The sequence below is a fragment of the Pararhodobacter aggregans genome (assembly GCF_003075525.1).
GTDB classification, from domain to species: Bacteria; Pseudomonadota; Alphaproteobacteria; order Rhodobacterales; family Rhodobacteraceae; genus Pararhodobacter; species Pararhodobacter aggregans.
In genome coordinates this window covers 20,597-43,265 of record NZ_QDDR01000019.1, presented here as the reverse complement: position 1 = coordinate 43,265, position 22,669 = coordinate 20,597, and the positions used below count along the sequence as shown (strand labels likewise).

30 protein-coding genes are annotated in these 22,669 nt (G+C 69.6%); 15 read left to right on the top strand and 15 right to left on the bottom strand.

What is annotated here, in order from left to right; all coding sequences use genetic code 11:
* Positions 1-82 precede the first annotated feature (82 nt).
* From DDE23_RS23680 to DDE23_RS23665, 4 genes are all read left to right on the top strand, one after another.
* On the top strand, positions 83-1,042 hold the full coding sequence (locus DDE23_RS23680) for an acetyl-CoA carboxylase carboxyltransferase subunit alpha (protein WP_107754986.1): 960 nt from the start codon (positions 83-85) through the stop codon (positions 1,040-1,042).
* Positions 1,039-1,365, top strand: coding sequence for a DMT family transporter (locus DDE23_RS23675; RefSeq protein ID WP_107754987.1), 327 nt, complete (start codon positions 1,039-1,041; stop codon positions 1,363-1,365). The genes DDE23_RS23680 and DDE23_RS23675 overlap by 4 nt, the downstream gene beginning before the upstream one ends.
* Positions 1,362-1,847 (top strand): GNAT family N-acetyltransferase, encoded by a 486-nt coding sequence (locus tag DDE23_RS23670; RefSeq protein ID WP_107754988.1) that lies wholly within the window; start codon positions 1,362-1,364, stop codon positions 1,845-1,847. The genes DDE23_RS23675 and DDE23_RS23670 overlap by 4 nt, the downstream gene beginning before the upstream one ends.
* Before the next feature lie 226 nt (positions 1,848-2,073).
* The gene (locus tag DDE23_RS23665; RefSeq protein ID WP_107754989.1) at positions 2,074-2,625 is read left to right on the top strand and encodes an anthrone oxygenase family protein; all 552 of its coding nucleotides are present in this window, start codon (positions 2,074-2,076) and stop codon (positions 2,623-2,625) included.
* Here DDE23_RS23665 and DDE23_RS23660 read toward each other — a convergent pair.
* From DDE23_RS23660 to DDE23_RS23635, 6 genes are read right to left on the bottom strand one after another with little or no spacing between them, the layout of a single operon-like run.
* Positions 2,580-3,182, bottom strand: coding sequence for a pyridoxamine 5'-phosphate oxidase family protein (locus DDE23_RS23660; RefSeq protein WP_107754990.1), 603 nt, complete (start codon positions 3,180-3,182; stop codon positions 2,580-2,582). The two genes, DDE23_RS23665 and DDE23_RS23660, sit on opposite strands and share 46 nt — an antisense overlap.
* Positions 3,183-3,218: 36 nt before the next feature.
* Entirely contained in the window at positions 3,219-3,653 is a 435-nt protein-coding gene (locus tag DDE23_RS23655; protein ID WP_107754991.1) for a c-type cytochrome, read from the bottom strand.
* A 49-nt stretch (positions 3,654-3,702) separates the two neighbouring features.
* Complete coding sequence (locus DDE23_RS23650; protein WP_107754992.1) at positions 3,703-4,044, bottom strand: TfoX/Sxy family protein; 342 nt, start codon at positions 4,042-4,044, stop codon at positions 3,703-3,705.
* Entirely contained in the window at positions 4,034-4,789 is a 756-nt protein-coding gene (locus DDE23_RS23645; RefSeq protein WP_107754993.1) for a lysophospholipid acyltransferase family protein, read from the bottom strand. The genes DDE23_RS23650 and DDE23_RS23645 overlap by 11 nt, the downstream gene beginning before the upstream one ends.
* On the bottom strand, positions 4,789-5,700 hold the full coding sequence (locus DDE23_RS23640; protein WP_238150098.1) for a cell division protein FtsX: 912 nt from the start codon (positions 5,698-5,700) through the stop codon (positions 4,789-4,791). The genes DDE23_RS23645 and DDE23_RS23640 overlap by 1 nt, the downstream gene beginning before the upstream one ends.
* Before the next feature lie 5 nt (positions 5,701-5,705).
* The gene (locus DDE23_RS23635) at positions 5,706-6,377 is read right to left on the bottom strand and encodes a cell division ATP-binding protein FtsE (RefSeq protein WP_107754994.1); all 672 of its coding nucleotides are present in this window, start codon (positions 6,375-6,377) and stop codon (positions 5,706-5,708) included.
* Positions 6,378-6,511: 134 nt separating this feature from the next.
* On the opposite strand from DDE23_RS23635, the gene DDE23_RS23630 reads away from it, so the two are divergent.
* Positions 6,512-7,300 carry a zinc-ribbon domain-containing protein gene (locus DDE23_RS23630; protein ID WP_170121904.1) on the top strand — a complete coding sequence of 263 codons (789 nt, stop codon included), beginning with the start codon at positions 6,512-6,514 and terminating at the stop codon, positions 7,298-7,300.
* Positions 7,301-7,302: 2 nt separating this feature from the next.
* Here the strand turns inward: DDE23_RS23630 and DDE23_RS23625 are convergent, their stop codons facing one another.
* Both DDE23_RS23625 and DDE23_RS23620 read right to left on the bottom strand, forming a co-directional pair.
* Positions 7,303-7,677 carry a diacylglycerol kinase gene (locus DDE23_RS23625; protein ID WP_107754996.1) on the bottom strand — a complete coding sequence of 125 codons (375 nt, stop codon included), beginning with the start codon at positions 7,675-7,677 and terminating at the stop codon, positions 7,303-7,305.
* 60 nt (positions 7,678-7,737) lie between these two features.
* Positions 7,738-7,986, bottom strand: a complete 249-nt coding sequence (locus DDE23_RS23620; RefSeq protein WP_107754997.1) for an accessory factor UbiK family protein — start codon at positions 7,984-7,986, stop codon at positions 7,738-7,740.
* 112 nt (positions 7,987-8,098) lie between these two features.
* Between DDE23_RS23620 and lgt the strand changes: the two genes are divergently transcribed.
* From lgt to DDE23_RS23600, 5 genes are all read left to right on the top strand, one after another.
* Positions 8,099-8,983, top strand: coding sequence for a prolipoprotein diacylglyceryl transferase (gene lgt, locus DDE23_RS23615; protein WP_107754998.1), 885 nt, complete (start codon positions 8,099-8,101; stop codon positions 8,981-8,983).
* A complete protein-coding gene (locus DDE23_RS23610; RefSeq protein WP_107755041.1) occupies positions 8,980-10,065 on the top strand; it encodes a class I SAM-dependent methyltransferase in 1,086 nt (361 codons plus the stop codon). The genes lgt and DDE23_RS23610 overlap by 4 nt, the downstream gene beginning before the upstream one ends.
* Positions 10,065-10,817, top strand: coding sequence for a peptidoglycan editing factor PgeF (gene pgeF, locus DDE23_RS23605; RefSeq protein ID WP_107754999.1), 753 nt, complete (start codon positions 10,065-10,067; stop codon positions 10,815-10,817). The genes DDE23_RS23610 and pgeF overlap by 1 nt, the downstream gene beginning before the upstream one ends.
* Before the next feature lie 101 nt (positions 10,818-10,918).
* Entirely contained in the window at positions 10,919-11,050 is a 132-nt protein-coding gene (locus tag DDE23_RS25785) for a hypothetical protein (protein WP_272947896.1), read from the top strand.
* A 117-nt stretch (positions 11,051-11,167) separates the two neighbouring features.
* Complete coding sequence (locus DDE23_RS23600) at positions 11,168-11,851, top strand: MIP family channel protein (protein WP_107755000.1); 684 nt, start codon at positions 11,168-11,170, stop codon at positions 11,849-11,851.
* Between the two features lies 1 nt (position 11,852).
* Here the strand turns inward: DDE23_RS23600 and recR are convergent, their stop codons facing one another.
* From recR to DDE23_RS23585, 3 genes are all read right to left on the bottom strand, one after another.
* Positions 11,853-12,452, bottom strand: coding sequence for a recombination mediator RecR (gene recR / locus DDE23_RS23595; protein ID WP_107755001.1), 600 nt, complete (start codon positions 12,450-12,452; stop codon positions 11,853-11,855).
* 1 nt (position 12,453) lies between these two features.
* Complete coding sequence (locus tag DDE23_RS23590) at positions 12,454-12,810, bottom strand: YbaB/EbfC family nucleoid-associated protein (RefSeq protein WP_107755002.1); 357 nt, start codon at positions 12,808-12,810, stop codon at positions 12,454-12,456.
* Between the two features lie 94 nt (positions 12,811-12,904).
* On the bottom strand, positions 12,905-14,623 hold the full coding sequence (locus DDE23_RS23585) for a DNA polymerase III subunit gamma/tau (protein ID WP_107755003.1): 1,719 nt from the start codon (positions 14,621-14,623) through the stop codon (positions 12,905-12,907).
* Positions 14,624-14,716: 93 nt separating this feature from the next.
* Between DDE23_RS23585 and DDE23_RS23580 the strand changes: the two genes are divergently transcribed.
* The 5 genes from DDE23_RS23580 (at position 14,717) to DDE23_RS23560 (ending at position 17,682) form a co-directional block, all read left to right on the top strand.
* Positions 14,717-15,418 (top strand): helix-turn-helix transcriptional regulator, encoded by a 702-nt coding sequence (locus DDE23_RS23580; protein ID WP_107755004.1) that lies wholly within the window; start codon positions 14,717-14,719, stop codon positions 15,416-15,418.
* 45 nt (positions 15,419-15,463) lie between these two features.
* The gene (locus DDE23_RS23575; protein ID WP_157958114.1) at positions 15,464-15,835 is read left to right on the top strand and encodes a VOC family protein; all 372 of its coding nucleotides are present in this window, start codon (positions 15,464-15,466) and stop codon (positions 15,833-15,835) included.
* On the top strand, positions 15,832-16,242 hold the full coding sequence (locus DDE23_RS23570) for an EVE domain-containing protein (protein ID WP_107755006.1): 411 nt from the start codon (positions 15,832-15,834) through the stop codon (positions 16,240-16,242). Before DDE23_RS23575 ends, DDE23_RS23570 begins: the two co-directional genes overlap by 4 nt.
* Positions 16,243-16,328: 86 nt before the next feature.
* The gene (locus DDE23_RS23565; RefSeq protein ID WP_107755007.1) at positions 16,329-16,721 is read left to right on the top strand and encodes a DUF2147 domain-containing protein; all 393 of its coding nucleotides are present in this window, start codon (positions 16,329-16,331) and stop codon (positions 16,719-16,721) included.
* Between the two features lie 76 nt (positions 16,722-16,797).
* Positions 16,798-17,682: a DMT family transporter gene (locus DDE23_RS23560; RefSeq protein ID WP_107755008.1), complete on the top strand. Its 885-nt coding sequence runs from the start codon at positions 16,798-16,800 to the stop codon at positions 17,680-17,682.
* A gap of 150 nt (positions 17,683-17,832) precedes the next feature.
* Here the strand turns inward: DDE23_RS23560 and DDE23_RS23555 are convergent, their stop codons facing one another.
* Genes DDE23_RS23555 through DDE23_RS23540 form a run of 4 tightly spaced genes read right to left on the bottom strand, consistent with a single transcriptional unit; the run spans position 17,833 to position 22,562 of the window.
* Positions 17,833-18,546 carry an alanyl-tRNA editing protein gene (locus DDE23_RS23555; protein ID WP_107755009.1) on the bottom strand — a complete coding sequence of 238 codons (714 nt, stop codon included), beginning with the start codon at positions 18,544-18,546 and terminating at the stop codon, positions 17,833-17,835.
* Positions 18,543-21,074, bottom strand: a complete 2,532-nt coding sequence (locus DDE23_RS23550; RefSeq protein WP_170121905.1) for a DUF3772 domain-containing protein — start codon at positions 21,072-21,074, stop codon at positions 18,543-18,545. The genes DDE23_RS23555 and DDE23_RS23550 overlap by 4 nt, the downstream gene beginning before the upstream one ends.
* Positions 21,075-21,078: 4 nt before the next feature.
* Positions 21,079-22,101: a cysteine synthase A gene (locus tag DDE23_RS23545; protein ID WP_107755011.1), complete on the bottom strand. Its 1,023-nt coding sequence runs from the start codon at positions 22,099-22,101 to the stop codon at positions 21,079-21,081.
* Between the two features lie 35 nt (positions 22,102-22,136).
* A complete protein-coding gene (locus tag DDE23_RS23540) occupies positions 22,137-22,562 on the bottom strand; it encodes a hypothetical protein (protein ID WP_107755012.1) in 426 nt (141 codons plus the stop codon).
* Between the last annotated feature and the right edge of the window lie 107 nt (positions 22,563-22,669).

The following is a 22,669-nucleotide window of genomic DNA, read 5'->3' as shown; positions in this document are numbered from 1 at the left end:
TGCAAGCGCGACCCGTCCCGTTGCCCGGTTGCAACGCCCGGGGAGGAGTTGCATATAGAGCGCGTCCCAAGGGGGTTGCCCGATGAATTACCTGGAATTCGAGAAACCGCTCGCCGAGATCGAAGGCAAGGCTGCCGAGCTGCGGGCCATGGCGCGCAGCAATCCCGAGATGGATGTCGAGAAGGAAGCCGAAGCGCTGGACAAGAAGGCCGACCAGCTGCTGACCGACCTCTACAAGAACCTGACGCCCTGGCGCAAATGCCAGGTCGCGCGGCACCAGGACCGGCCGCATTGCAAGGATTACATCGACGCGCTGTTCACCGAGTTCACGCCGCTGGCCGGCGACCGGAACTTCGCCGATGACCACGCCATCATGGGCGGCCTCGCCCGGCTGGGCGACCGGCCGGTGGTGGTGATCGGGCAGGAAAAGGGCTCGGACACCAAATCGCGCATCGAGCGCAATTTCGGCATGGCCCGCCCCGAGGGCTACCGCAAGGCGATCCGCCTCATGGACCTCGCGCATCGCTTCCGCCTGCCGGTCATCACCATCGTCGACACGCCCGGCGCCTATCCCGGCAAGGGCGCCGAGGAACGCGGCCAGGCCGAGGCCATCGCCCGCTCGACCGAGAAATGCCTGCAAGTGGGCGTGCCGGTCATCTCGGTCATCGTCGGCGAAGGCGGCTCGGGCGGGGCGGTGGCGCTGGCCACGGCCGACAAGGTGCTGATGCTCGAACATTCGGTCTATTCGGTCATCACGCCCGAGGGCTGCGCCTCGATCCTGTGGAAGGATGCCGAGAAGATGCGCGAGGCGGCCGAGGCCATGCGCCTCACCGCACAGGAATTGCTGAAGCTGGGGGTCATCGACCAGATCATCGCCGAACCCCGCGGCGGCGCCCAGCGCGACCGCAAGACCGCCATCGAGGCGGTGGGCAAGGCACTGGAGGCGGCGCTGGCCAAGCTCGATGGCAAATCGGCCGACAAGCTGGTCGCCGGGCGGCGCAAGAAATTCCTCGACATGGGCAAGAAGGGGCTGGCGGCGTGAGCGCGCTCCTCGGGCCCTGGGGTCTTCTGGTCATCGCGGGGCTGCTGGAGATCGTCTGGGCGCTGGCGCTCAAGGCCTCGGACGGCTTCACCCGCCCCTGGCCCACGGCGCTCACCGCGATCGGCGCCATCGCCTCGTTCTTCCTGCTGGCCCAGGCTTTGCGCGACCTGCCCGCGGGCACCGGCTATGCGGTCTGGACCGGGATCGGCGCGCTGGGCGTGGCGATCCTGGGCGTGATCTGGTTCGGCGAGGCGGTGAATGCCCTGAAGATCGCGGGCGTCCTGCTGATCGTCGCCGGCATCGCCGCGCTGAAACTGGCGTGACCCTCTCGGTCCGCCCCTACCAGTCCGGCGACGAAGGCCCGCTCACGGCGATCCTCAACGACATCATCGCCGCGGGCGGCACCACCGCCTACGAGACGCCCTTCACGCCCGAACGGCTGCGCGCCTCTCACCTCGACGGGCCCGGGGTGCTCTGCTGCCACGTGGTGCTGGAGGGCGAGACGCCGGTCGGCTTTCAGGTGCTCAACGCCAATCCCGCCCTGCCCGAGGGCTGGGGCGATATCGCCAGCTTCACCCGCCGCGACCCGCCGGTGCGGGGCGCCGGCACCCTCCTCTTCGACGCCACGCGGGCGAAAGCCCGGGCCCTGGGGCTGCCGATGCTGAACGCCACGATCCGCGCCGACAATGTCCCGGGACTTGCCTATTACGCCAAGATGGGCTTCGAGGATTACGAGCGCCTGCCCGCCGTGCCGCTTTCGGACGGCACCCCCGTCGACCGGATCCGCCGCAAGCGCGCGCCCTGATCTTTCTCCGGCCGCCCCCCCACCGACGCCCCCCCGACGCACCCCTGTCATCTTCGTTCTGCAAATATCCTCAGGGGGGCGCGGGGGGCAGAATGCCCCCCGCCTGGTCGCCCGAGGGCTCGGCGCCGGAGGCGTCGCGGCCAAGGGCGAAACCCCTCCCTTTCGCGCGACGGAAGCCCCGCGCCCCGCCGTACTACCCAGACCTGACCCAGCCGCGAGACCGCCGATGTCCCTTCCCGCCCGCTCCGCCCTGCCGCTTGCCTTCGTCTCGCTCCTCATGACCGGGGCGATCTTCGGCTTCTTCTATGCCTGGGTGGTCTCGACCATGTGGGGGCTCGACACGCTCGACCCGCGGCTCGCCATCCCGGCCATGCAGGCGATGAACGCCTCGGTCAGGAACGCGGCCTTTGCGCCGGTCTTCTTCGGCACGCCCTTCGTGCTCCTGCTCACCGCGGGCGCCGCCTGGGCGCTCGACCGGCGCGCGGCCTGGCTTTTCGGGGTGGCGGGCGTGGTCTACCTGGTCGGCGGGCTGATCCTCACCGCCACCGTCAACGTGCCGATGAACGAGGCGCTGGCCGCGCTGGAGGTCCCGGTCGAACTGCCGCAGGCCGCCGCCATCTGGGCCGATTACTCGCCGCGCTGGCAGAGCTTCAACCTGATCCGCACGCTGGTCAGCGGCGCGGCGCTGGCGATCACCGGCCTCGGGCTCTGGCGCCTCGGCCGGGTGCGCCATCACCACATGCTGGCGGCGGCGCGGGCGGGCCATTCCCTGTCGTAATCGGCGCCGTTGAAGGCGCCCTCGGTGATCTCGCTCAGCATCGTGCCGACCGTCGGCAGCTGGCCGCTGTCGTCGCGCGACCAGAGTCCGGCGCGGATCAGCGCCCGCGCGCATTGGGCATAGACCTCGGCAATCGCGACGACGATCACCAGCCGCGGGTTGCGCCCGGCCTGTTCGAACCGGCCGCAGAGCGCGGGATCGGTCGACAGCCGCGCCGTGCCGTTGACCCGGATCACCGTGTTCGAGCCCGGCACGAAGAAGGCCAGCGACACCCGCCCGTCGCGGACGATGTTCCTGAGCGTGTCGATGCGGTTGTTGCCGCGCCAGTCAGGCATCAGCAGCGTGCCGGGATCCATGACCTGCACCACCGGCCCGTCATCGCCGCGGGGCGTCCCATCCGTGCCCTCGGGCCCGACCGAGGACAGCAGGCAGAAGCGCGAGGTCTCGATCCAGCGCTGATAGGCCGGCGTCAGGCGGCGGGTGACCTTGACGATCGCCGCTTCGGGCGGGGCGGCGAACATTTCTTCCAGCGCGTCGATACTGGTGATCCAACTCATGCGCCTACTCCCCTGACTGCCTGCGATGCCCCGGTTCTAGCGGATGCCGTTCGCTTCCTGCAAGGCGCGGACATAGGCCACGACCATCGCCACCTCGCCCCGGGTCAGCCCCGCGACCGGCGGCATGGTCCCGAAGCGCCAGTGATGGGCCGAGACGCCGCGCGCCACGGCGAGCTGGAAGGCTTCGTCCCCGTGGTGCGAGGGTTCATAGATCCGGTGCACCAGCGGCGGGCCGCTGCGCTCGACGCCCGCCGCGTTCTGGCCGTGGCAGGCGGCGCAGACCTGGCCGAAGATCCGCGCGCCGGTCTCGGCCTCAGCGGACAGCGATGCGGGCAAGGTCACGGCGACCATGGCGCCGCCCGCGGCGGAGGGCGGCGAAGCGGGGCGCGGGTCGGGGCGCAGCGCGACCCATCCGGCCGCGCCCAGCGCCGCCGCCACCGCCAGAAGCGCGAAACCTGTCACCTTGTTCATGCGGACCTCCCTTTCGGGCGGGTTTTTGGGCCTTCCCGCAGGGGGAAGGTCAACCCGTTTTCCGGGCGCCGCGCGGCTTCTTCGGCTTGGGCGCGGGCAGATCGTCCCAGATCGCCCGGGCGAGCGGGACCAGCGCCTCGGGCTCGTCAAGCAGCGCGCTGCCGATCAGATGCGGTCTGGCGCCGGGATAGGGCGGGCCGAACTCGGGCTCGGCCACCAGCGCCAGCGCGCCGGGCGTGGCTTTCAGGAACAGCGTGTCGTCGCAGATCAGCGCGATCACCTTGCCGTCGAGATAGAGCGCGTATTCCCCGAACATCGCCCGGGTCGAGACGGCGCCTGCGTCCTCCATCACCTCGGCGATGAAGGCGGCGGTCTCGCGGTCAGTGGCCATCGGCGGCCCCGGGCGGCGGCAGGGCAAAGCCCGCTTCCGCCATCAGCATGTCCGAGCGGGTCTCGACCACCTCGCGCACCTCGCCCAGAAACTCGCGCATCGGCTTGCCCGCCGGGATTTCGGACAGGAATTCCACCACGGCGAGGCCGGGCTTGCGGTAGATCGCCTGCCGCGGCCAGAAGACGCCGACATTGCAGGCCACCGGGATCACCGGCGCGCCGAGTTCCTGATAGAGGACGGCGACGCCGACCTTGTATTCAGCCTCGACCCCCGGCGCCACCCGGGTGCCCTGCGGGAAGATAATCAGCTGACCGGGCTCGCGGGTGCCCGCGCTTACCTGCTCGACCATCGCCTTGATCGCCGCGCCGCGACGGCCGCGATCCACCGGCACGCAGCCGATCCTCAGCGCGTACCAGCCCACGATCGGGGTCCAGAGCAGCTGCTTCTTCATGATGAACTTGGGACGCGGCAGCACATTGCACAGCAGGATGATGTCGAAAAAGCTCTGGTGCTTGGCGGCGATCATCACCTCGCCCTGCGGCACCGGGCCCCGGACCTCGGACTTCAGGCCGATCATCCAGGACGCCGTCCAGCGGACCCAGCCGGTCCAGACATGGACCGCCGCCCAGGCGCCGCGCCGGTCGACCAGCGCCCAGGGCAGGAAGGCCAGCGCCATCGGCACCATCATCAGATAGGCTTGCGTCGTGAAGATCAGCGACCTTAGCCATTGCACGGCGTAGCGCATCAGCTTTCCCTCCGAAGCACCCGCATGGCGGCGGTGCGGGTTGCGGCCCAGGCGATCAGCGCCGCCAGCACCGGGATCGCCAAGGGCGTCAGCCAGCCCGCGCCGTGGAAGCCAAGCCCAGTGAGGAACCCGGATTCGCCCGCCACCGGCAGGATGGCGAAGGCCAGCATCCCGAGCCCGGTGCCCAGCGCCGCGCCGATCAGCGCGCGCAGCGCGAAGCGGTTGGTGAAGGCGCGGGCGATGAAAGCGTCGCGCGCGCCCACCTGCCGCAGCACCCGGATCACCGGCGCATTGGCCGCCAGCGACGAGCCTGCCGCCAGGGTAATCATCGCCGCCATCATCACCCCGATCAGCGCCACCGAGAACCAGGCCAGCGCGCGCAGCGAGGCCGCCGCCTGCACCAGCGGGCGCCGCCAGCGGGTGTGGTCGTCCAGCACCGCGCCCGGCGCCTCGGACGCGAGCCTCAGGCGCAGGCCCACGGCGTCGAAACCCCCGGCGGATTCGATGATCTCGATCAGGCGCGGCAGGGCAAGGCTCTCGATCGGCAGGTCGGGGCCGAACCAGGGTTCCAGCAGCGCGCGCTGTTCGTCCTGATCCAGCACCCGGGTCGAGGTGATGCCCGGCGTGGTGCGCAGGATCTCCAGCACCGCGGCGGTCTGGGCGCCGATTTCGCTGGGCGGGGCGGAAATCCTGAGCGTGGCGCTTTGCGACAGCGTGGCGGACCAGCGCTGCGCCAGCTGCCCGGAACTGAGCGACAGCGCCAGGGCAAAGACCGCGAGGAAAGCCATCACCGCCGAGGTGATGCCGGTCAGAAGCGAGGTGATCCCCGAAGCAGGCACCACCCGCCCCGCATCACCGAAGCCCGGCGCCTGGCGCGCGCCGCCCAGCGCCCGCAGCGGGTTCTTGCGCAGCAGGCTCACAGGTCCGCCCCCGCCGATTGCAGCGTGCGGTCCTGGATGCGCAGCACCCGGGCCGAGACCTGCGCCTTGGCGTTGCGAATGAGCGCCAGATCGTGGGTGGCGATCATCACCGCGGTGCCCATCCGGTTGAGTTCGACCAGCAGGGACAGCAGGCGCTGCGACATCTCGGGATCGACATTGCCGGTGGGCTCGTCCGCCAGCACCACCTCGGGCGACATGATGACGGCCCGGGCCAGCGCCGCGCGCTGCCGCTCGCCGCCCGACAGGGTCGGCGGCAGGCTCTCGGCCTGTCCGGCAAGGCCCACCCAGGCCAGGAGTTCGCGCAGATCGGTCTGCGGCACCGGGCGGCCGGTGGCGACGAAGGGCAGCGCGACATTCTCGGCCAGGGTCAGATGGTCGAGGAACTGGCAATCCTGATGGATCACCCCGACCCGCCGCCGCATGTCGGCCAGCCCGTCGCGGCTCATGCCCCTCAGGGATTGGCCGAACAGCTCGATCTCGCCCTGAACCGGGCGCAATTCACCGTAGCACAGTTTCAGCAGCGTCGATTTCCCGGCGCCCGAGGGGCCGGTCAGGAAATGGAAGGCGCCCGGAGCGATATGCAGGTCGATCCCGGTGAGAAGCGCGCGTCCGCCGTAATCATGCGCTACGTTTGCCAGTCGGATCACCCCATAACCCCTTTCAATCTGGCCGAAACCCGGGCTCTGCCCTTGGAAGTTGACTTGGGGATTGCTACAACGTCCAAGGACCATAGCCAATGGCCGAGGCGGGCCGGTGGCGAATTTCGTCTCAAGGAGAGCCGATGCGACTGACCTGTCCGAACTGCAGCGCGCAGTACGAGGTGGATGACAAGGTCATTCCCAAAGGCGGCCGCGATGTCCAATGCTCGGCCTGCGGGCATACCTGGTATCAGTATCCGATGGAGGTGGCGTTGCAGATGCGCGCCGCCGAACTGGAGGATGAGGACGAGGACGACGATTTCGACGACGACCTGCCCGGGGGCGAGCGGCAGGGGGGCGAGCGTCCGGGGACCGAGGGTCCGGCGGGCCGTCCGGCCGACCGGGGCGCCGCGCGCATCGACAAGACGGTGCTGGACGTGCTGCGCGAGGAAGCCGAGCGCGAGATGTCCGAGCGCAAGAAGACGCAGACCGGGATCGAGACGCAGGGCGATCTGGGCCTGACCCGGCCGACCCGCTCGAAAGCCGCCCCGTCGCGCGTCTATGGCGAGGACGATCCCGCGCCGCCGCCCTCCGCCGAGGCCACGCCCGAGGAGGGCACGCCCGAGGAACCCGTCCGCCGCCGCAAGCTGCTGCCGGATATCGAGGAATTGAGCTCGACGCTCGAGCCCGGGAACGAACGGCGCGACGAGGACGATGGCGCTGCCGATGACGACGAGGACCAGCGCGGTTTCCGCCGTGGCCTGTCGCTGGTCATGCTGGTGGCGCTGGCGTTGATCGTTCTCTACATGCTGGCGCCGATGATCGGCAACGCGGTGCCGGCGCTGGCGGGTCCGCTCTCGGCCTATGTGGCGCTGATCGACGGGTTGCGCAGCGCGGTGGCGACCACGCTCAGGGGGCTGATCGGCGGCTGACCTCAGCCGGTCCAGAGGCCCCAGAGCACCACCGCCCAGGCGATCCCCGCCGCCAGCGCCGCCAGCGCGACGCAGGCGCTGCCGCAATCCTTGGCCTTGGCCGCCAGCGGATGCGCCTCGGGCGAGACGAGGTTCACCACGGATTCGATCGCCGTGTTCATCAGTTCCGCCGCCAGCAGCAGGATCCCCAGCGCCAGGATCAGGCCGCGTTCGGCGGGCGTGAGCGGCAGCCAGAAGGCCGCCGCCGCCGACAGCAGATTGGCCAGCGACCATTGCCGCAGCGCGGGCTCGGTGGCCCAGGCCGCGATCCAGCCGCGCCAGGACCAGACGCAGGTCCACCCGATCCGGCGCATCTGCGCGCCCAGCCATGAAATCATGCCCGTCCCCCCGATTCAGGGCGGCAGGTTAGGCTGACATGACAAAGCTGTGAAGCGGGCTCAGAGGCTGGTCTTGGCTTCCAGCGCCTCGATCCGGGCTTTCAGCGCTTCGTTTTCCTCGCGGGCCTTCTGGGCCATGGCGCGGACCGCGTCGAATTCCTCGCGCGAGACGAAGTCGCGGTCGGCAAGCCAGCGATCCATAAGGCTTTTCATCGCCGTCTCGGCCTCGGCACGGGCGCCCTGCGCCACGCCCATGGCGTTGGTCATCAGTTTCGACAGGTCGTCGAAGATCTTGTTGCCGGGCTGCATGCTGCGCTCCTGTGCTTGCCTTGGCCCTATATGGCCCCGGGGCTGCCGCCGCGCAAGGTTGACATCCCCCGGCCGCCACGGGAAACCCGAGGGGAAACCAGCGCGAGAAATCATGCCCTTCGTCATCGAATTCCCGGCCTTCCTGCGCCCCGAGATCTTCACGCTGGACCTGGGGAGCTTCCAATTCTCGCTGCGCTGGTACGCGCTGGCCTATATCGCCGGCTTCCTGATCGGCTGGCGGCTGATCGTCGCGGCGATGCGCCGACCGGCGCTGTGGCCCGATGACCGGGCGCCGATGACCGCGCCGCAGGTCGAATCGCTGCTGACCTGGATCATCCTCGGCGTCATCCTGGGCGGGCGGCTGGGCTTCGTGCTGGTCTATCAGCCGGAGTATTACCTGAGCCACCCGGCGCAGATCCTGCAGGTCTGGGAGGGCGGGATGTCCTTCCATGGGGGGCTTGCGGGGGCCACGCTGGCGGGTTTCCTCTACGCCCGCCGCCACGGCATTCCCCCCTCGGCCATCGGCGATTCCATGGCCATGGTGATCCCGGTGGGTCTGGGTCTGGGCCGGATCTCGAATTTCATCAATGCCGAGCTGTGGGGCCATCCGACCACCCTGCCCTGGGGCGTGATGTTCCCCGGCACCGGCAGCGTCTGTCCGCCCGACTGGATGGTGCTCTGCGCCCGCCACCCGACCCAGCTCTACGAGGCGGGGCTGGAAGGGCTGCTGTTGGGGCTGGTCATGTGGCTGATCGTCACCCGCTTCGGCGCGCTGAAACGGCCGTGGCTGGTGACCGGCCTGTTCCTGACGATCTATGGCCTGTCGCGCATCCTGGTCGAGGTCTGGCGCATGCCCGACGACCAGTTCCTGGCCGAGGATCCGGCGGGCTATGTCATCCGGCTGGGCGATTTCGGCCTGACCATGGGTCAGACGCTGAGCCTGCCGATGGTCGCCATCGGGCTGGCCCTGATCCTGTGGTCCCGGCGGCGCGCATGACGGAACTGGCCGGCATTCTGGCGCGACGGATCGCCGCGACGGGGCCGATCACGCTGGCCGAGTACATGGCCGAATGCCTGCTGAACCCGCAGCACGGCTATTACGCCACCCGCGACCCCCTGGGCGCGGCGGGCGATTTCACCACCGCGCCGGAGATCAGCCAGATGTTCGGCGAACTCATCGGCCTGTGTCTGGCGCAGAGCTGGCTGGATCAGGGCGCGCCGCAGGCCGTGCTGGCCGAGGCAGGGCCGGGGCGCGGCACGCTGATGGCCGATATCTGGCGCGCGACCAAGGGCGTGCCGGGGTTCCATGATCGGGTGCAGATCCGGCTGATCGAGGCCTCGCCGGTGCTGCGTCAGGCGCAGGCGGACAGGCTGGCCGGGGCGCCGGTCGAGTGGCTCGACCGCTTCGACGCGCTGCCCGAGGCGCCCCTGTGGTTCGTCGCCAATGAATTCTTCGACGCCCTGCCGATCCGCCAGTTCCAGCGGTCGGGGAGTGGCTGGCGCGAGGTCGTGGTGGGGCTGGAGGGCGAGCGCCTGACCCCGGGCCTCAGCCCGCCCGCGCCGCTGGCCGAACTGGCGCCGCGTCTGGCCGATACCAAGGACGGCGACGTGGTCGAGATCTGCCCGGCCGCCGGTCCCGCCATCGGGGCGGTGGCGCAGCGCATCGCGGCACTGGGCGGTGCCGCGGTCATCGTCGACTACGGCGACTGGCATTCGCGGGGCGACACCTTTCAGGCGATGGAGGATCACGCCTATGCCGATCCCTTCGCCCATCCCGGCCGCGCCGATCTGACGGCGCATGTCGATTTCGAAGCGCTGGCCTGGGCCGCGCGCCCGCTCCGCGCCAGCCGCCTTGCACCGCAGGGCGCGCTTCTCCGGTCGCTGGGGATCGAGGCGCGCGCCGCCCGTCTGGCACAGGGAATGACCCGCGAGGCCCGACACCGCCATCTGGCCGCGCTTCGGCGCTTGACCGATGGCGATGAAATGGGAACCTTGTTCAAGGCGCTGGCGCTGGTTCCCGCCGGTGCGCCGATGCCCCCCGGGTTCACCCCCGCCCCTGCCCTGGTCGAGACGCCGTGATGACGATGGAAATCCTGACCTCCGACCTGCTGTCGCCTGCCCGGCACGGGTTCTTCACCCGCCGCGGCGGGGCCTCGTCGGGCATCTTTCAGGGGCTGAATTGCGGCGCCGGGTCCTCGGATCAGAGCGATGTGGTGGCGATCAACCGCGCCCGCGTCGCCAGCGCCATGCAGGTCCCGCCCGAGGCGCTGGTCGGCGTCCACCAGATCCATTCGCCCGAGGTGGTGACGGTGACCGCCGCCGGGCCGCAGGGCAAGGCCGATGCGCTGGTCACGCAGGTGCCGGGGCTGGCGCTGTCGATCCTGACCGCCGATTGCATGCCGGTCCTGCTGCACGATCCTGAAGCCGGGATCATCGGCGCCGTCCACGCCGGCTGGAAGGGGGCGCTGGCGGGCGTGCTGGAGGCCACGCTCGACGCGATGGAGGCTCTGGGCGGCGACCGGGCCGACACCAGCGCGGTGATCGGCCCCTGCATCAGCCAGCGCGCCTATGAGGTCGGGCCGGAATTCCTGGACGCGTTCGAGGCCGAAGACCCCGATTACGCCCGCTTCTTCGCCAATGGCGCGGGCGACCGCTATCTGTTCGATCTGCCGGGTTTTGGCCTGGACCGGCTCAGGGCGGCGGGGATCGCCGAGGCCGAATGGACCCGGCATTGCACCTATTCGCAGCCCGACCTCTTTTATTCCTACCGCCGCTCGGTCCACGCGGCCGAGGCCGATTACGGGCGCCTCATCTCGGCCATTCGCCTTTAGGTCGAAACAAATCCCCTTCCTTGCCGCGATTTGGCCCCAATTCGGGATCAATCTTGACGGATCAAGGCGCCGTCAGTGCGCCCAAGGCAAGGAACCCGAGCATGGCCAAACCGTCCCGCTGGATGCACTGGATCGTCACCGAAAGCGCCGATCCGCAGATCCCGCTCGCCTGGACCCTGCGCGCGACCCGCCGCCTGAACCGCGACCTCGAAACCGCGGGCGAACCGGCGTAGGCCCGGCCGAGGCGCGGACAATCCTTACTCTTTCCCTTTGACAAGCGTGGTTAACGCGCGCCAGATGCGCGGATCACGGCGCTTCACGTTCCCGTGATGTCACCCAGGAAAGAGTACATGGTCAAGAAATCCGTCGCCGAAATCCTCGGCACTTTCATCCTCGTCTTCTTCGGCGTCGGCTCGGCCGTGCTGATGGGGGCGCATATCGGCTTGTTGGGGATCGCCATCGCCTTCGGCCTGTCGATCGTCGCCGCCGCCTACGGGCTGGGGGCGATTTCGGGCGCGCATCTCAACCCGGCGGTGTCGCTGGGCGTGCTGATCGCCGGGCGCATGAGCGCGGCCGAGTTCATCCTCTACGTGATTTCGCAGATCGTCGGCGCCACGCTGGCCGCCGCCGTCGTCTATCTGATCGCCACCGGGCGGCCGGAATTCGACATTGCCGTCAATGGCCTGGGCCAGAACGGCTGGGGCGCGGGCTATGGCGACGGCTACGGGCTGACCGCGGCCTTCGTGTTCGAGCTGGTCGCGACTTTCCTCTTCGTCACGGTGATCCTGGGGGCCACCCATGGCCGGGCGCCGGTCGGTTTCGCCGGGCTCGCCATCGGTCTGACGCTGGCCGGGATCCATCTGGTCGGCATCGCGGTGACCGGCGTGTCGGTCAACCCGGCGCGGTCCTTCGGTCCGGCGCTGCTGGTCGGCGGTCAGGCGATGTCGCAGCTGTGGCTGTTCTTCGTGGCGCCGCTGCTGGGCGGAGCGCTGGCCGGTGTGCTGCACGTCGCCGGCGTGACCCGCCCCGACTGATCTAGATCTGCCGCCGTGCCGCAAGCGCGGCGGCAATCGTCCCGTCGTCGAGGTAATCCAGCTCGCCCCCCATCGGCACGCCGCGCCCCAGCGTGCTGACGCTCACGCCCGAGGGCGCCAGCGCCTCGGCGATGTAATGGGCGGTGGTCTGACCCTCGACCGTCGCGTTCAGCGCCAGGATCACCTCGCTCACCGATTCCCCGGCGATGCGGTCCACCAGATCCGGGATGCGCAGCGCCTCGGGCCCCACGGAATCGAGCGCGCTGAGCGTGCCGCCCAATACGTGATAGCGCCCCGAGAAGCCCCCCGCGCGTTCCAGCGCCCAGAGGTCCGAGACATCCTCGACCACGCAGATCACGCCCCTGCCCCGCGCGGGATCGGCGCAGATCGGGCAGAGATCATCGTCCGAGATATTGCCGCAGACCCGGCAGTCACGCGCGGTTTGCGCCACCCGCGCCATGGCCTGGGCCAGCGGCTCCATCACCAGCGTGCGTTTCTTCAGAAGGTGCAGCACAGCCCGGCGCGCGCTGCGCGGGCCAAGGCCGGGCAGCCGCGCCATCAGCGCGATCAGGGCCTCGATCTCGCCCGGCGCGCGGGCCAAGTCACATCCCCGGCAGGTTCATGTCGCGCGGCAGTCCCATCGATTCGGCTAGATTGCCCATCTCGTATTTGGTCCGTTCGGCGGCGCGCGACTGCACATCCTTGATCGCGGCGAGGATCAGATCCTCGACCACTTCCTTATCCTCGGCGGAAAAGATCGACGGGTCGATGCTGAGGCCCTTCAGCACGCCCTTGGCGTTGGCCGTGGCCTTGACCAGACCGGCGCCCGATTCGCCCTCGACCACCAGATCCTCCAGCTTCGTCTGGAGCGCGGACATCTTGTCCTGCATCTCCTGCGCGGCCTTCATCATCTTGCCCATGTCGCCGAGACCCCCGAGGCCTCCCAAACCCTTCAGCATGCATCCGCTCCGTGCTGTTCGCGCGTTCTTCGCTTGTTCCGAATGTAGGGGCTGGGGGGCAGTGCCGCAAGGCAGCGCCCCGGTTTCGGGGATCTCAATCCTCGAACGGGTCCCATTCGTCCTCGACCTCGGCCAGGGCCGATTCGGCCACTTCCTGCGCGGTCTCGACCGGGGGGCGGAAGTCGTGGAATTTCGCGGTGGGGAAGGCCTCGAAGATCGCCTTGACCAGCGGGTCCTCCAGCGCCTGCGCGTCGCGCTTGGCCTTGGCCTCGGCCTCCTGCTCGGCGATGGTCGGGCCGCCGCCCTGAGCGATGGAGACCGCCCAGCGGGTGCCGGTCCAGTGCTGGAGCCGTCCGGCCAGCCGCGCGGCGAGGTCGGGCGCCGCGTCGGGCGTCGGCTCGAATTCGATCCGGCCCGGGGAATAGCGCACGAGGCGCAGGCAGCGCTTCACCTCGGTCTGCAGGATGATGTCGCGCCGTTCGGCGATCAGCTCCATGACCCGCTCGAAGGTGGCGAATTGCGCCAGCGCATGCGGCGCGCCAGCCAGGGCCGCCTGAGCGCCCCCGCCCCCTGAAGACACGGAGCCCCGGCCCATCGCCGTGACCCCGCCGCCCATCGGAACGCCACCACCGCCACCACCCGAGGGGCCGGGCGGGGGCGGGTTGTCCTGCAAGCGGCGGATCAGCTCGTCGGGCGTCGGCAGGTCGGCGACATGGGTCATGCGGATGACCGCCATCTCGGCCGCCATCATCGCGTTCGGGGCCTGCGCCACTTCTTCCAGCGCTTTCAGCAGCATCTGCCACATGCGGGCGAGGATGCGCAGATCCAGCCGCGCGGCCAGATCGCTGCCGCGCTGGCGCTCGTCGGGGCTGACGGTCGGATCCTCGGCCGCGGCGGGCGTGACCTTGATGACGCTGACCCAATGGGTGATCTCGGCCAGATCGCGCAGCACGGCGACCGGGTCAGCCCCGTCCGCGTATTGCGCGGCGAGTTCTTCCAGCGCCGCCGCCGCATCGCCCCTGAGGATCGCCTCGAACAGGTCCATGACCCGGCCGCGATCGGCCAGTCCCAGCATGGCGCGGACCTGATCGGCCGTGGTTTCCCCGGCGCCGTGGGAAATCGCCTGATCCAGGAGCGACATGGCATCGCGCACCGACCCCTCGGCCGCCCGCGCGATCAGCGCCAGCGCATCCTCGGCCACCTGGGCGTTTTCCTTGCCGGCGATCTTGGCCAGATGGGCGATCATCACCTCGGGCTCGATCCGGCGCAGGTCGAAGCGCTGGCAGCGCGACAGCACCGTCACCGGCACCTTGCGGATTTCCGTGGTGGCGAAGATGAATTTCACATGCGGCGGGGGTTCCTCCAGCGTCTTGAGCAGCGCGTTGAAGGCGCTGTTCGAGAGCATGTGCACCTCGTCGATGATGTAGATCTTGTAGCGGGCGCTGGCCGCGCGATAGGCGACCGAGTCGATGATCTCGCGGATGTCGTTGACGCCGGTCCGGCTGGCCGCGTCCATCTCCAGCACGTCGACATGGCGCCCCTCGGCAATCGCCCGGCAGGGCTCGCAGACGCCGCAGGGCTCGGTCGTGGGCCCGCCCGTGCCATCGGGGCCGATGCAGTTCAGCCCCTTGGCGATGATCCGCGCGGTGGTGGTCTTGCCCGTCCCCCGGATGCCCGTCATGACGAAGGCATGGTGGATGCGGTCGGCGGCGAAGGCGTTCTTCAGCGTGCGCACCATCGCCTCCTGCCCGATCAGATCGGCGAAGGTCTCGGGACGGTATTTGCGGGCCAGAACCTGATAGGTCTCACTCATGCGCGCGAGACTAGGCAGGGACCCCGCCAAGGTCCAGAGCCCGCGCGCATTCTCGGGCCTTGCCGTGCGCCTGTGGCTGGGCGACACCGGGGCATGAGCAACCGCGCCGAACGCCTTTTGCAGGTGCTGGAGATCCTGCGCCGCCACCGCCGCCCCTTGGCCGCCGCCCGGCTGGCCGAGGAAACGGGGACGTCCTTGCGCACGGTTTACCGCGATATCGAGGCCCTCAGGGCACAGGGCGCGGTGATCGAGGGCGAGGCGGGCGTGGGCTATATCCTGCGCCCCGGCTTCCTGCTGCCGCCCCTGATGTTCAGCCGCGACGAATTGGAGGCGCTGGTTCTGGGCACCCGTCTGGTCGCCGCCCGCGCCGATCCGGCGCTGGCCGAGGCCGCGGGCAAGGCGCTGGGCCGGATCGGCGCGGTCCTGCCCGAGGAGTTGCGGGTCTTTGTCGAGACCTCGCCCCTGCTGGTCGCGGGGCGGTTGCCCGGCGCGGGCTCGCCCCTGATGGCCGATCTGCGCGAGGCGATGCGGGCCGAGCGCAAGGCCGAGATCCTTTACCGCAGCCTCAGGGGGGACGAGACGCGGCGGGTGATCTGGCCGCTGGCCATGGGGTTCTTCGAATCGGTGCAGACACTGGTCGGCTGGTGCGAACTCAGACAGGGCTTCCGCAATTTCCGCGAGGACCGGATCGCCGAATGCCGGATGCTCGACGCGCGGTTTCCCCGCCGCCGGACAACGTTGCTGAGGGAATGGTGGGAAGCCGACCGGGCGCGGAAGGCTGCTGACAGAAGCTGACACTCCCTGATGCGAGAGAGGCGCATCGCAACCAAGGAGACGATCATGCAAGCGACCCCGATGTTCATTTTCTACGTCACCGACCCGGCGGCCAGCGCCCGGTTCTACGCCGATGCGCTGGGCGCCCCGGTGGTCTATGAGGCCAGCGATTTCGCCATCCTGCCGCTGGGTCAGGGCGCCCGGCTGGGCCTGTGGCGCACCGAGAATGTGCAGCCCCGCGCCGGTCTCGCGCCGGGTGGTGCGGAACTCGACATCGCGCTGGCCGATGGCGAGGCGCTGATGGCGGCCGAGGCGCGGCTGGCGGCGCAGGGGGTGACGATCCTGCAACCCCTGACCACGCTGGGCTTCGGTCAGGCGGTGACCGTGGCCGACCCCGACGGACACCGGCTGCGGCTCTATGTCCCGGCCATGCCGTGAGCCGGGCGTGGATCGCCGTCGCCTCGGCCGAGCATGTGCGGATCGGGCGCGAGGGCGGGTTCATGCAGGTCAACCACGGCAAGGAGGCGCCGCTCAGGCGCCTCCAGCCCGGCGACCGGGTGGCCTATTATTCGCCGCATGAACGGATCCGCAACGGCGCCCCGGTGCAGGCCTTCACCGCGCTGGGGATCGTGGCCGAGGGGCCGGTCTATCAGGGCTCTATGAGCGCGGGTTTCCAGCCTTTCCGGCGGGACGTGCGCTGGCTGCCCGCGCGCGACGCACCGATCCGGCCGCTGCTGGCGCAGCTCTCGTTCGGCGGACCGGGCTGGGGCGCGCGGTTCCGCTACGGGCTTTTCGAGGTTACCGCCGCCGACATGGACCTGATCGCGGCGGCGATGGCGGACTGACGCCACGGGAGCGCCGGGCGGCGCAACGAGCCTCTTGCCACGAGGGGGGCTAATCCGGATGCTGGCGGAAAACGGGAGGAACCACCATGAAAACCCTGATTCTGAGCCTGACCGCCGCCTTCGGCCTGCTGGCCACCGCCGCCGCCGCCGACCCGGCCGAGGGGCGCTGGCGCACCCAGCCGGACGACAACGGCAATTACGGCGTGATCTCGATGAGCATGTGCGGCAACACGCTCTGCGGCACGCTGGTGGAAAGCTACAACGGTTCGGGCGCCGCGATCCAGTCGGCCAATACCGGGCGCCAGATCGTCTGGGACATGGAGCCGCGCGGCAATGGCCAGTACCGCGACGGGCAGATCTATGCCCCCGACCGCGACCAGACCTATCGCTCGCGCATGGATCTGGCGGGCGACCAGCTGACCGTCTCCGGCTGTGTGCTGTTCATCTGCCGCGACCAGACCTGGACCCGCGACAACTGAGCATTCCGCAGGTTCCGGGTCGCGCCGAGCGGCCCGGAACCGGCAAAAGGCCCCGGTGAAACAACGAGGTGATCCGATGTCCGGGGCCGACTGGCTGCGCCTGATCCTGCTGTCCGTCCTCTGGGGCGGATCGTTCTTTTTCGTCGGCGTCGCCGTGCCGGTGCTGCCGCCTTTCACCATCGTGCTGGCCCGGGTCGGGCTGGCGGCGCTGGTGCTGGCCGTGGCCCTGCCGCTGCTGGGACAACCCTATCCCAAAGGCTGGCGGCTCTGGGCCGGGCTGGGGGTGATGGGGCTTTTGAACAACGCGGTGCCCTTCACCTTCTACGTGCTGGCGCAGGGGCAGATCAGCTCGGGCCTGGCCTCGATCCTGAACGCGACGACGCCCCTTTGGGGTGTGGTCGTGGCGCATCTGGCGACGCGGGACGAGCGGCTCTCGCCGCGCAAGGCGATGGGCGTGGTGGCGGGCTTCCTGGGCGTGGCGGTGATGATGGGGGGCGGGCTATCGGGCGGCGCCGGCACCATCTGGGCGCAGCTCGCCTGCCTCGGCGCCGCGCTGAGCTATGCGCTGGCCGGGGTCTGGGCCCGGCGGTTCCGCCGCACCGGCCTGCCGCCGCTGTCGCTGGCGCTGGGGCAGCTGGTCTGGGCCACGGCGATCATCGCGCCGCTCGCCGCGCTGACCGAGGCGCCCTGGTCCCTGCCCTTTCCGGGCTGGGGGGTGATCGCGGCGCTGGTCGGGCTGGCGGTGCTGTCCACCTCCTTCGCCTATGGGCTCTATTTCGGCCTGATCGCCAGCGCCGGGGCGGTGAACGCGTTTCTGGTCACCTTCCTGGTGCCGGTCAGCGCCATCGCCCTGGGCATCGCCTTTCTGGGCGAGGCGCTGCTGGCCCGGCATGTGGCGGGGATGGTGCTGATCGGGGCCGGGCTGGTGGTGATCGACGGGCGACTCTTGCGGCGACGGTGACGGGCGCCGAGTTCACTAAAAAGGCGGGGGGCTGCCGCCCCAAGATGACTCCAAAGGCGGGGGGCTGCCGCCCCCCGCGCCCCCTGCTTCAAGGGGGGCACGCCCCCCTTGAAAATCCCCGTGGATATTTTCAGAACAAAGATGCGCCTTTCAGGCGAGGTGCAGGCTGACCCGGCGGTTCTGCTTGCCCTTCTTCTCGACCTTGCCCAACGTGACGCGGCCGATCTCGGCGGTCGAGGCCACATGGGTGCCGCCGCAGGGTTGCAGGTCGACCTGTTCGTCCAGGGTGCCGATGCGGACCAGCCGCACGCGGCCCTGCCCCATCGGCGGCGTCACCGACATGGTCTTCACCAGATCCATGTTGGCGGCCATCTCGTCATCGGTGATCCATTCCGTCGTCACCGCCAGATCCCGGGCGATGAGGGCGTTGAGCGCCGCTTCCAGCGACTCCTTGTCCCCGGGCGCCTCGGGCATGTCGAAATCGAGGCGGCCCTTGTCGGCGCCGATCGCCCCGCCGGTCACCGGCAGCGGGATCACCACCGACAGGAGGTGCAGCGCGGTATGGACCCGCATGTGGCGGTGGCGGCGGTCCCAGTCGAGATGCATCTCGATCCCGGCCCCTGCGGGCAGCGAGGCGCCGGGTTCGAGGACCAGCGCCACCTCGGTCGCGCCCTCCTTGCGGGTGTCGATCACCGCCAGCCGCCCGGAGGGGCCGTCGATCCAACCGGTATCCCCGGGCTGGCCGCCGCCCGCCGGGTAGAACACCGAGGCGCCGACCACCAGCGCGCCGTCCTCGGCCAGCCGCGTGACCGTCGTGCGGCAGGAGCGGGCGTAGGGATCGCTGCGGAACAGGGGGTCGGTCATCGGGTCTGCTCGCGGAAGGGCGGATCGACCTCGTCATTCGAGAGGCCGGCGCTGTCGGCGGTGTCGCGGTCGGGCCTGGGCTCGGGGTTCTGGGGCTCGGCCTCGGGCTCGGGCTTGCCGGGCTTGGTCATCGACAGGCCCAGCGTCTCGGGGTTCCTGAGCCAGATGTCGCGCTGGGCATAGGGGATCTCGATCCCCTCCTCGGCGAAGCGGGCGGCGATCTTGTGGTTCACCTCGGTGGCGACGCCCACCTTCATGCCGACATCGCGCAGGATCGCCCGGATGCGGAACTCCAGCGCATCGGCGCCGAAGCCGAGGAAATCGACGCCGGGCGCCGGGTCCATCACCACCAGCGGTTCGGCCTCGATGATCTCGCGCAGGATGCTCTCGACCTTGCGGGTATCGGTGCCATAGGCCACGCCCACCGTCATCACCACCCGGCCGGTGCGCGACGACTTGGTGTAGTTGGTGACCGCGCCGGAGATCAGGTCGGCGTTGGGCACGATGACCTTGGAGCGGTCGAACGTCTCGATCATTGTCGAGCGCACCGAGATGCGCTGCACGATGCCCTGGGTCGGGCCGACCTCGATCCAGTCGCCTTCGGAGACCGGGCGCTCGATCAGCAGGATGATGCCCGAGACGAAGTTCGAGACGATGTTCTGAAGCCCGAAACCGACGCCGACCGACAGGGCACCGGCGACGATGGCGAGGCCCGAGAGGTCGATGCCCGCGACCGAGAAGGCGACCAGCGCCGCGGCGGTGATGCCCAGATAGCCCACGCCCGACACCAGCGCCTTCTGCGCGCCGCGTTCGATCGAGGTCTTGGGCAGGACCGAGGTGCCCAGCGCGCTCTGCAGCGCCCGGGTGGTCACATAGCCGAAGGCGAAGACCACGAAGAACCAGATCAGCGAGGCGGGCGAGATCCGGGCGCCGCCCAGGCTCGTCCCCTCGGAAAAGCGGGTCCAGAGCTCGATCAGGTCGGTTTCGCGCGCGCCCCAGATCAGCGACAGCGGGATCAGCGACAGCAGCGACAGCACGAGGCCCGAGAGCGCCGGCACCAGACCCTGCGTCGCATTCTCGCTCTCGCCGACGATGGCGATGTAGATCGCGATGATGAGCCGATGCAGCACCATGACCAGCGCGATGACGGCCAGCGACTTGACCGGCGGATAGGTCAGCATCGCGGCGGCGGCGATATAGCCCGCGGCGCCGAGGACCGGCGAGATGACGCCGAACAGGAACAGCACCCGCGTGCCCAGTTTCAGCATCCGGTCGAAGAAGGGCGAGGCGTCGACCTCGACCCCGTTCTCGATCACCTTGCGCGGCTCGTGCCGCCGCAGGATGCGCGAAAAGCGCAGCATGGTCAGGGCGCAGAGGATGACCAGCGGATAGGTCAGCGCCGCCAGCGCCGAGGCGGACATCCATTGCGGGGCGAGGATCGGGGTGTAGATCGCCTCGACCGCGGCGAGAAAGCCGAAGATCAGCGCCATGCCACGGGCGCGGCGGCGGTCGGCGGCGCTGAGGTTCAGGTTCAGCCGCGGGTCGTCGATGATCGGGAAGACATGCAGCGACAGCCAGCGGGCGAAGAAGATCGCCATGCCGGCCGGGACCATGGCGTTGGTGATCTCGATGATGGTCGGCCCGGTCATCCGCGTCAGGCGGATCGCCGTGGCCAGCAGCATCAGCCCGAGGAAGGGCACGATCAGCTGCGAGAGCGAGACGAAGAAGGCCACCACCGCCCGTCCGCGCAGGATCGAGGCGTTCTGCAACAGCCGCAGCGTCAGCGTTTCCATCCAGTGCCGGCCGCGCAGCAGCATCAGCCCGGCCAGCAGCAGGGCGCCCAGCGTGATCGGCAGGTCGCTCAGCATCTCCTCGTAATGCGCGGGGTCGCGGAAAGCGTTGCGCGCCTCGGCGGTGATGGTCGAGGCCGAGGTCATCAGCGCGTCCACCGCGTCGAGCCAGGTTGCCGGGTTCAGCGGGGTCGGACCAAGCTGAAGCAGCGCGTCGGCCTGACGGGCGCGCAATTCGCGGTCGATCTGGCGGATGATCGTCTCGGCGCGGGCAAAGGCCTCGTCGGCGGCCCTGAGCGGCGCCTCGCGCTGGGCGAGGACGTCGTTCAGTTCGTTGCGCCGCGCGGTGACATCGGCGGCCTCGGTCTGGCCCTCGGCCGGCACCGGGCCCAGCGCGGTGATCTGGCCGCGCAGCGCGTCGATGCGTTCCTGCAAGACCACCTGCGCGTCCTGGAACTGGGCGCGCTTGTCGACCACCTGGGCGCGGATCGTGTTCAGCTCGTCCTCGCTGGTCGCGGCGTTCTCCAGCGCCTGTTCGGCCAGCGTGGCCAGCGTGTTCCAGCTGTCATAGTCGATATCGACCGCCGGGCTGCTGGCGATGGCGCCCGAGCTTTGCGCCAAGAGCGGCGCCGGGGCGACCGGCACGGCCAGAAGCGCGGCCAGAGCCAGAAGCAGCACCCTGAGCGACAGGAAGCGCAGAAGCGGGGCGATGGTCACGCTGAACGATCCTCCGGTCATGGTCTCAGGTGGCCCGCATGTCGGGCAGGCCGCGGGCCGCGCGGTCCAGCCATGCCGGGACCGGCAGGTTCTTTTCGCGCAGGAAGGCCGGGTTGAAGAGCTTGGACTGGTAGCGCGTGCCATAATCGCAGAGCACGGTGACGATGGTATGCCCCGGCCCCATCTCGCGCGCCATGCGGATCGCCGCGGCGACGTTGACCCCGGTCGAGCCGCCCATGCAGAGCCCCTCGTGTTCCAGCAGGTCGAAGACCACCGGCAGCGCCTCGGCATCGGGGATGCGATAGGCCATGTCGGGGGTGAAACCCTCCAGATTGGCGGTGATGCGGCCCTGGCCGATGCCCTCGGTGATCGAGTTGCCGGGGTTTTCCTGCCCGGTATAGAGCTTGAGCAGACCCGCGCCCTCGGGATCGGCCAGCGCCACTTTCACGCCCCTGGGCTGCAGCGCCATCGCCACGCCCGCCAGCGTCCCGCCCGAGCCCACGGCGCAGGTGAAGCCGTGGATCTTGCCGCCGGTCTGCGACCAGATTTCGGGGCCGGTCATCTCGATATGCGCCTGACGGTTGGCGACGTTGTCGAACTGATTGGCCCAGATCGCGCCGTTGGGTTCGGTGCGCGCCAGTTCCTCGGCCAGACGGCCCGAGTATTTCACGTAATTGTTCGGGTCCTTGTAGGGGACCGCCGGAACCTCGACCAGTTCGGCCCCGGCCAGACGCAGCATGTCCTTCTTTTCCTGGCTCTGCGTCTCGGGGATCACGATCACCGTGCGGAAGCCCATCGAGGATCCGACCAGCGCCAGACCGATGCCGGTATTGCCCGCCGTGCCCTCGACAATCGTGCCGCCGGGCTTCAGGTCGCCCCGCGCCACCGCGTCGCGGATGATGAACAGCGCGGCGCGGTCCTTGATGGACTGCCCGGGGTTCAGGAACTCGGCCTTGCCGAGGATCTCGCAGCCGGTTTCCTCGCTGGCGCGCCGCAGGCGGATCAGGGGAGTGTTGCCGATCGCCTCGGCCAGATTGCGGCGGATCATGCGATATATCCTTTCAGGAGCGGACGGTTGCGCGGTCAGTGAAGGCAGCCGCGACGGTTGAGCGAACGGGCGTAGAGCCAGCCGAAGAGCGGGAAGGCCACCAGCACCGGCAGGATCACCGCCAGCGGCACCGGCAGCATCAGGACCGGCGGCGCGGCAAGAAAGACGCCCAGCGCCAGCGCCACCTCGAAGGCCATGGCGAAGAAGAACAGCAGGACCGAGGCATCGTCCCTGAGCATCAGGAACAGCGCCGCGACCAGCCCGAGCCAGACGCCCAGCGCCCAGGTGACATTGAGCCAGAGCGCGTCGAGCGGCATCAGCGCCATCAGCGCGGGCCAGCCTTGGGCGCCCAGCGCGAAACGCTCGATCACGTAATCCGCCGCCAGCAGCCCATGCCAGACCAGCAGGATCAGCGCGACGGGCACCAGATGCGAGGGGGCGGGTTCGGTGGATCGGGCCATGGTCTCCGTCTCTTCTGCCGGATGGAGGGCCGCCGGTCATCGTGCGACCGGGGCCCCTTCAGGGTTCAAAGTGGCGCGGACCCGGGGCGGTGTCCAGCCCCGAAGCC

What these genes read in the sequence shown, in the direction of transcription:
- DDE23_RS23680 (WP_107754986.1), top strand. Translation starts at nt 83, where the DNA reads ATGAATTACCTGGAATTCGAGAAACCGCTCGCCGAGATCGAAGGCAAG.
- DDE23_RS23665 (WP_107754989.1), top strand. Translation starts at nt 2,074, where the DNA reads ATGTCCCTTCCCGCCCGCTCCGCCCTGCCGCTTGCCTTCGTCTCGCTC.
- DDE23_RS23660 (WP_107754990.1), bottom strand. Translation starts at nt 3,182, where the DNA reads ATGAGTTGGATCACCAGTATCGACGCGCTGGAAGAAATGTTCGCCGCC.
- DDE23_RS23655 (WP_107754991.1), bottom strand. Translation starts at nt 3,653, where the DNA reads ATGAACAAGGTGACAGGTTTCGCGCTTCTGGCGGTGGCGGCGGCGCTG.
- DDE23_RS23650 (WP_107754992.1), bottom strand. Translation starts at nt 4,044, where the DNA reads ATGGCCACTGACCGCGAGACCGCCGCCTTCATCGCCGAGGTGATGGAG.
- DDE23_RS23645 (WP_107754993.1), bottom strand. Translation starts at nt 4,789, where the DNA reads ATGCGCTACGCCGTGCAATGGCTAAGGTCGCTGATCTTCACGACGCAA.
- DDE23_RS23630 (WP_170121904.1), top strand. Translation starts at nt 6,512, where the DNA reads ATGCGACTGACCTGTCCGAACTGCAGCGCGCAGTACGAGGTGGATGAC.
- DDE23_RS23625 (WP_107754996.1), bottom strand. Translation starts at nt 7,677, where the DNA reads ATGATTTCATGGCTGGGCGCGCAGATGCGCCGGATCGGGTGGACCTGC.
- DDE23_RS23620 (WP_107754997.1), bottom strand. Translation starts at nt 7,986, where the DNA reads ATGCAGCCCGGCAACAAGATCTTCGACGACCTGTCGAAACTGATGACC.
- lgt (WP_107754998.1), top strand. Translation starts at nt 8,099, where the DNA reads ATGCCCTTCGTCATCGAATTCCCGGCCTTCCTGCGCCCCGAGATCTTC.
- DDE23_RS23610 (WP_107755041.1), top strand. Translation starts at nt 8,980, where the DNA reads ATGACGGAACTGGCCGGCATTCTGGCGCGACGGATCGCCGCGACGGGG.
- pgeF (WP_107754999.1), top strand. Translation starts at nt 10,065, where the DNA reads ATGACGATGGAAATCCTGACCTCCGACCTGCTGTCGCCTGCCCGGCAC.
- DDE23_RS25785 (WP_272947896.1), top strand. Translation starts at nt 10,919, where the DNA reads ATGGCCAAACCGTCCCGCTGGATGCACTGGATCGTCACCGAAAGCGCC.
- DDE23_RS23600 (WP_107755000.1), top strand. Translation starts at nt 11,168, where the DNA reads ATGGTCAAGAAATCCGTCGCCGAAATCCTCGGCACTTTCATCCTCGTC.
- DDE23_RS23590 (WP_107755002.1), bottom strand. Translation starts at nt 12,810, where the DNA reads ATGCTGAAGGGTTTGGGAGGCCTCGGGGGTCTCGGCGACATGGGCAAG.
- DDE23_RS23585 (WP_107755003.1), bottom strand. Translation starts at nt 14,623, where the DNA reads ATGAGTGAGACCTATCAGGTTCTGGCCCGCAAATACCGTCCCGAGACC.
- DDE23_RS23580 (WP_107755004.1), top strand. Translation starts at nt 14,717, where the DNA reads ATGAGCAACCGCGCCGAACGCCTTTTGCAGGTGCTGGAGATCCTGCGC.
- DDE23_RS23575 (WP_157958114.1), top strand. Translation starts at nt 15,464, where the DNA reads ATGCAAGCGACCCCGATGTTCATTTTCTACGTCACCGACCCGGCGGCC.
- DDE23_RS23565 (WP_107755007.1), top strand. Translation starts at nt 16,329, where the DNA reads ATGAAAACCCTGATTCTGAGCCTGACCGCCGCCTTCGGCCTGCTGGCC.
- DDE23_RS23560 (WP_107755008.1), top strand. Translation starts at nt 16,798, where the DNA reads ATGTCCGGGGCCGACTGGCTGCGCCTGATCCTGCTGTCCGTCCTCTGG.
- DDE23_RS23555 (WP_107755009.1), bottom strand. Translation starts at nt 18,546, where the DNA reads ATGACCGACCCCCTGTTCCGCAGCGATCCCTACGCCCGCTCCTGCCGC.
- DDE23_RS23550 (WP_170121905.1), bottom strand. Translation starts at nt 21,074, where the DNA reads ATGACCGGAGGATCGTTCAGCGTGACCATCGCCCCGCTTCTGCGCTTC.
- DDE23_RS23545 (WP_107755011.1), bottom strand. Translation starts at nt 22,101, where the DNA reads ATGATCCGCCGCAATCTGGCCGAGGCGATCGGCAACACTCCCCTGATC.
- DDE23_RS23540 (WP_107755012.1), bottom strand. Translation starts at nt 22,562, where the DNA reads ATGGCCCGATCCACCGAACCCGCCCCCTCGCATCTGGTGCCCGTCGCG.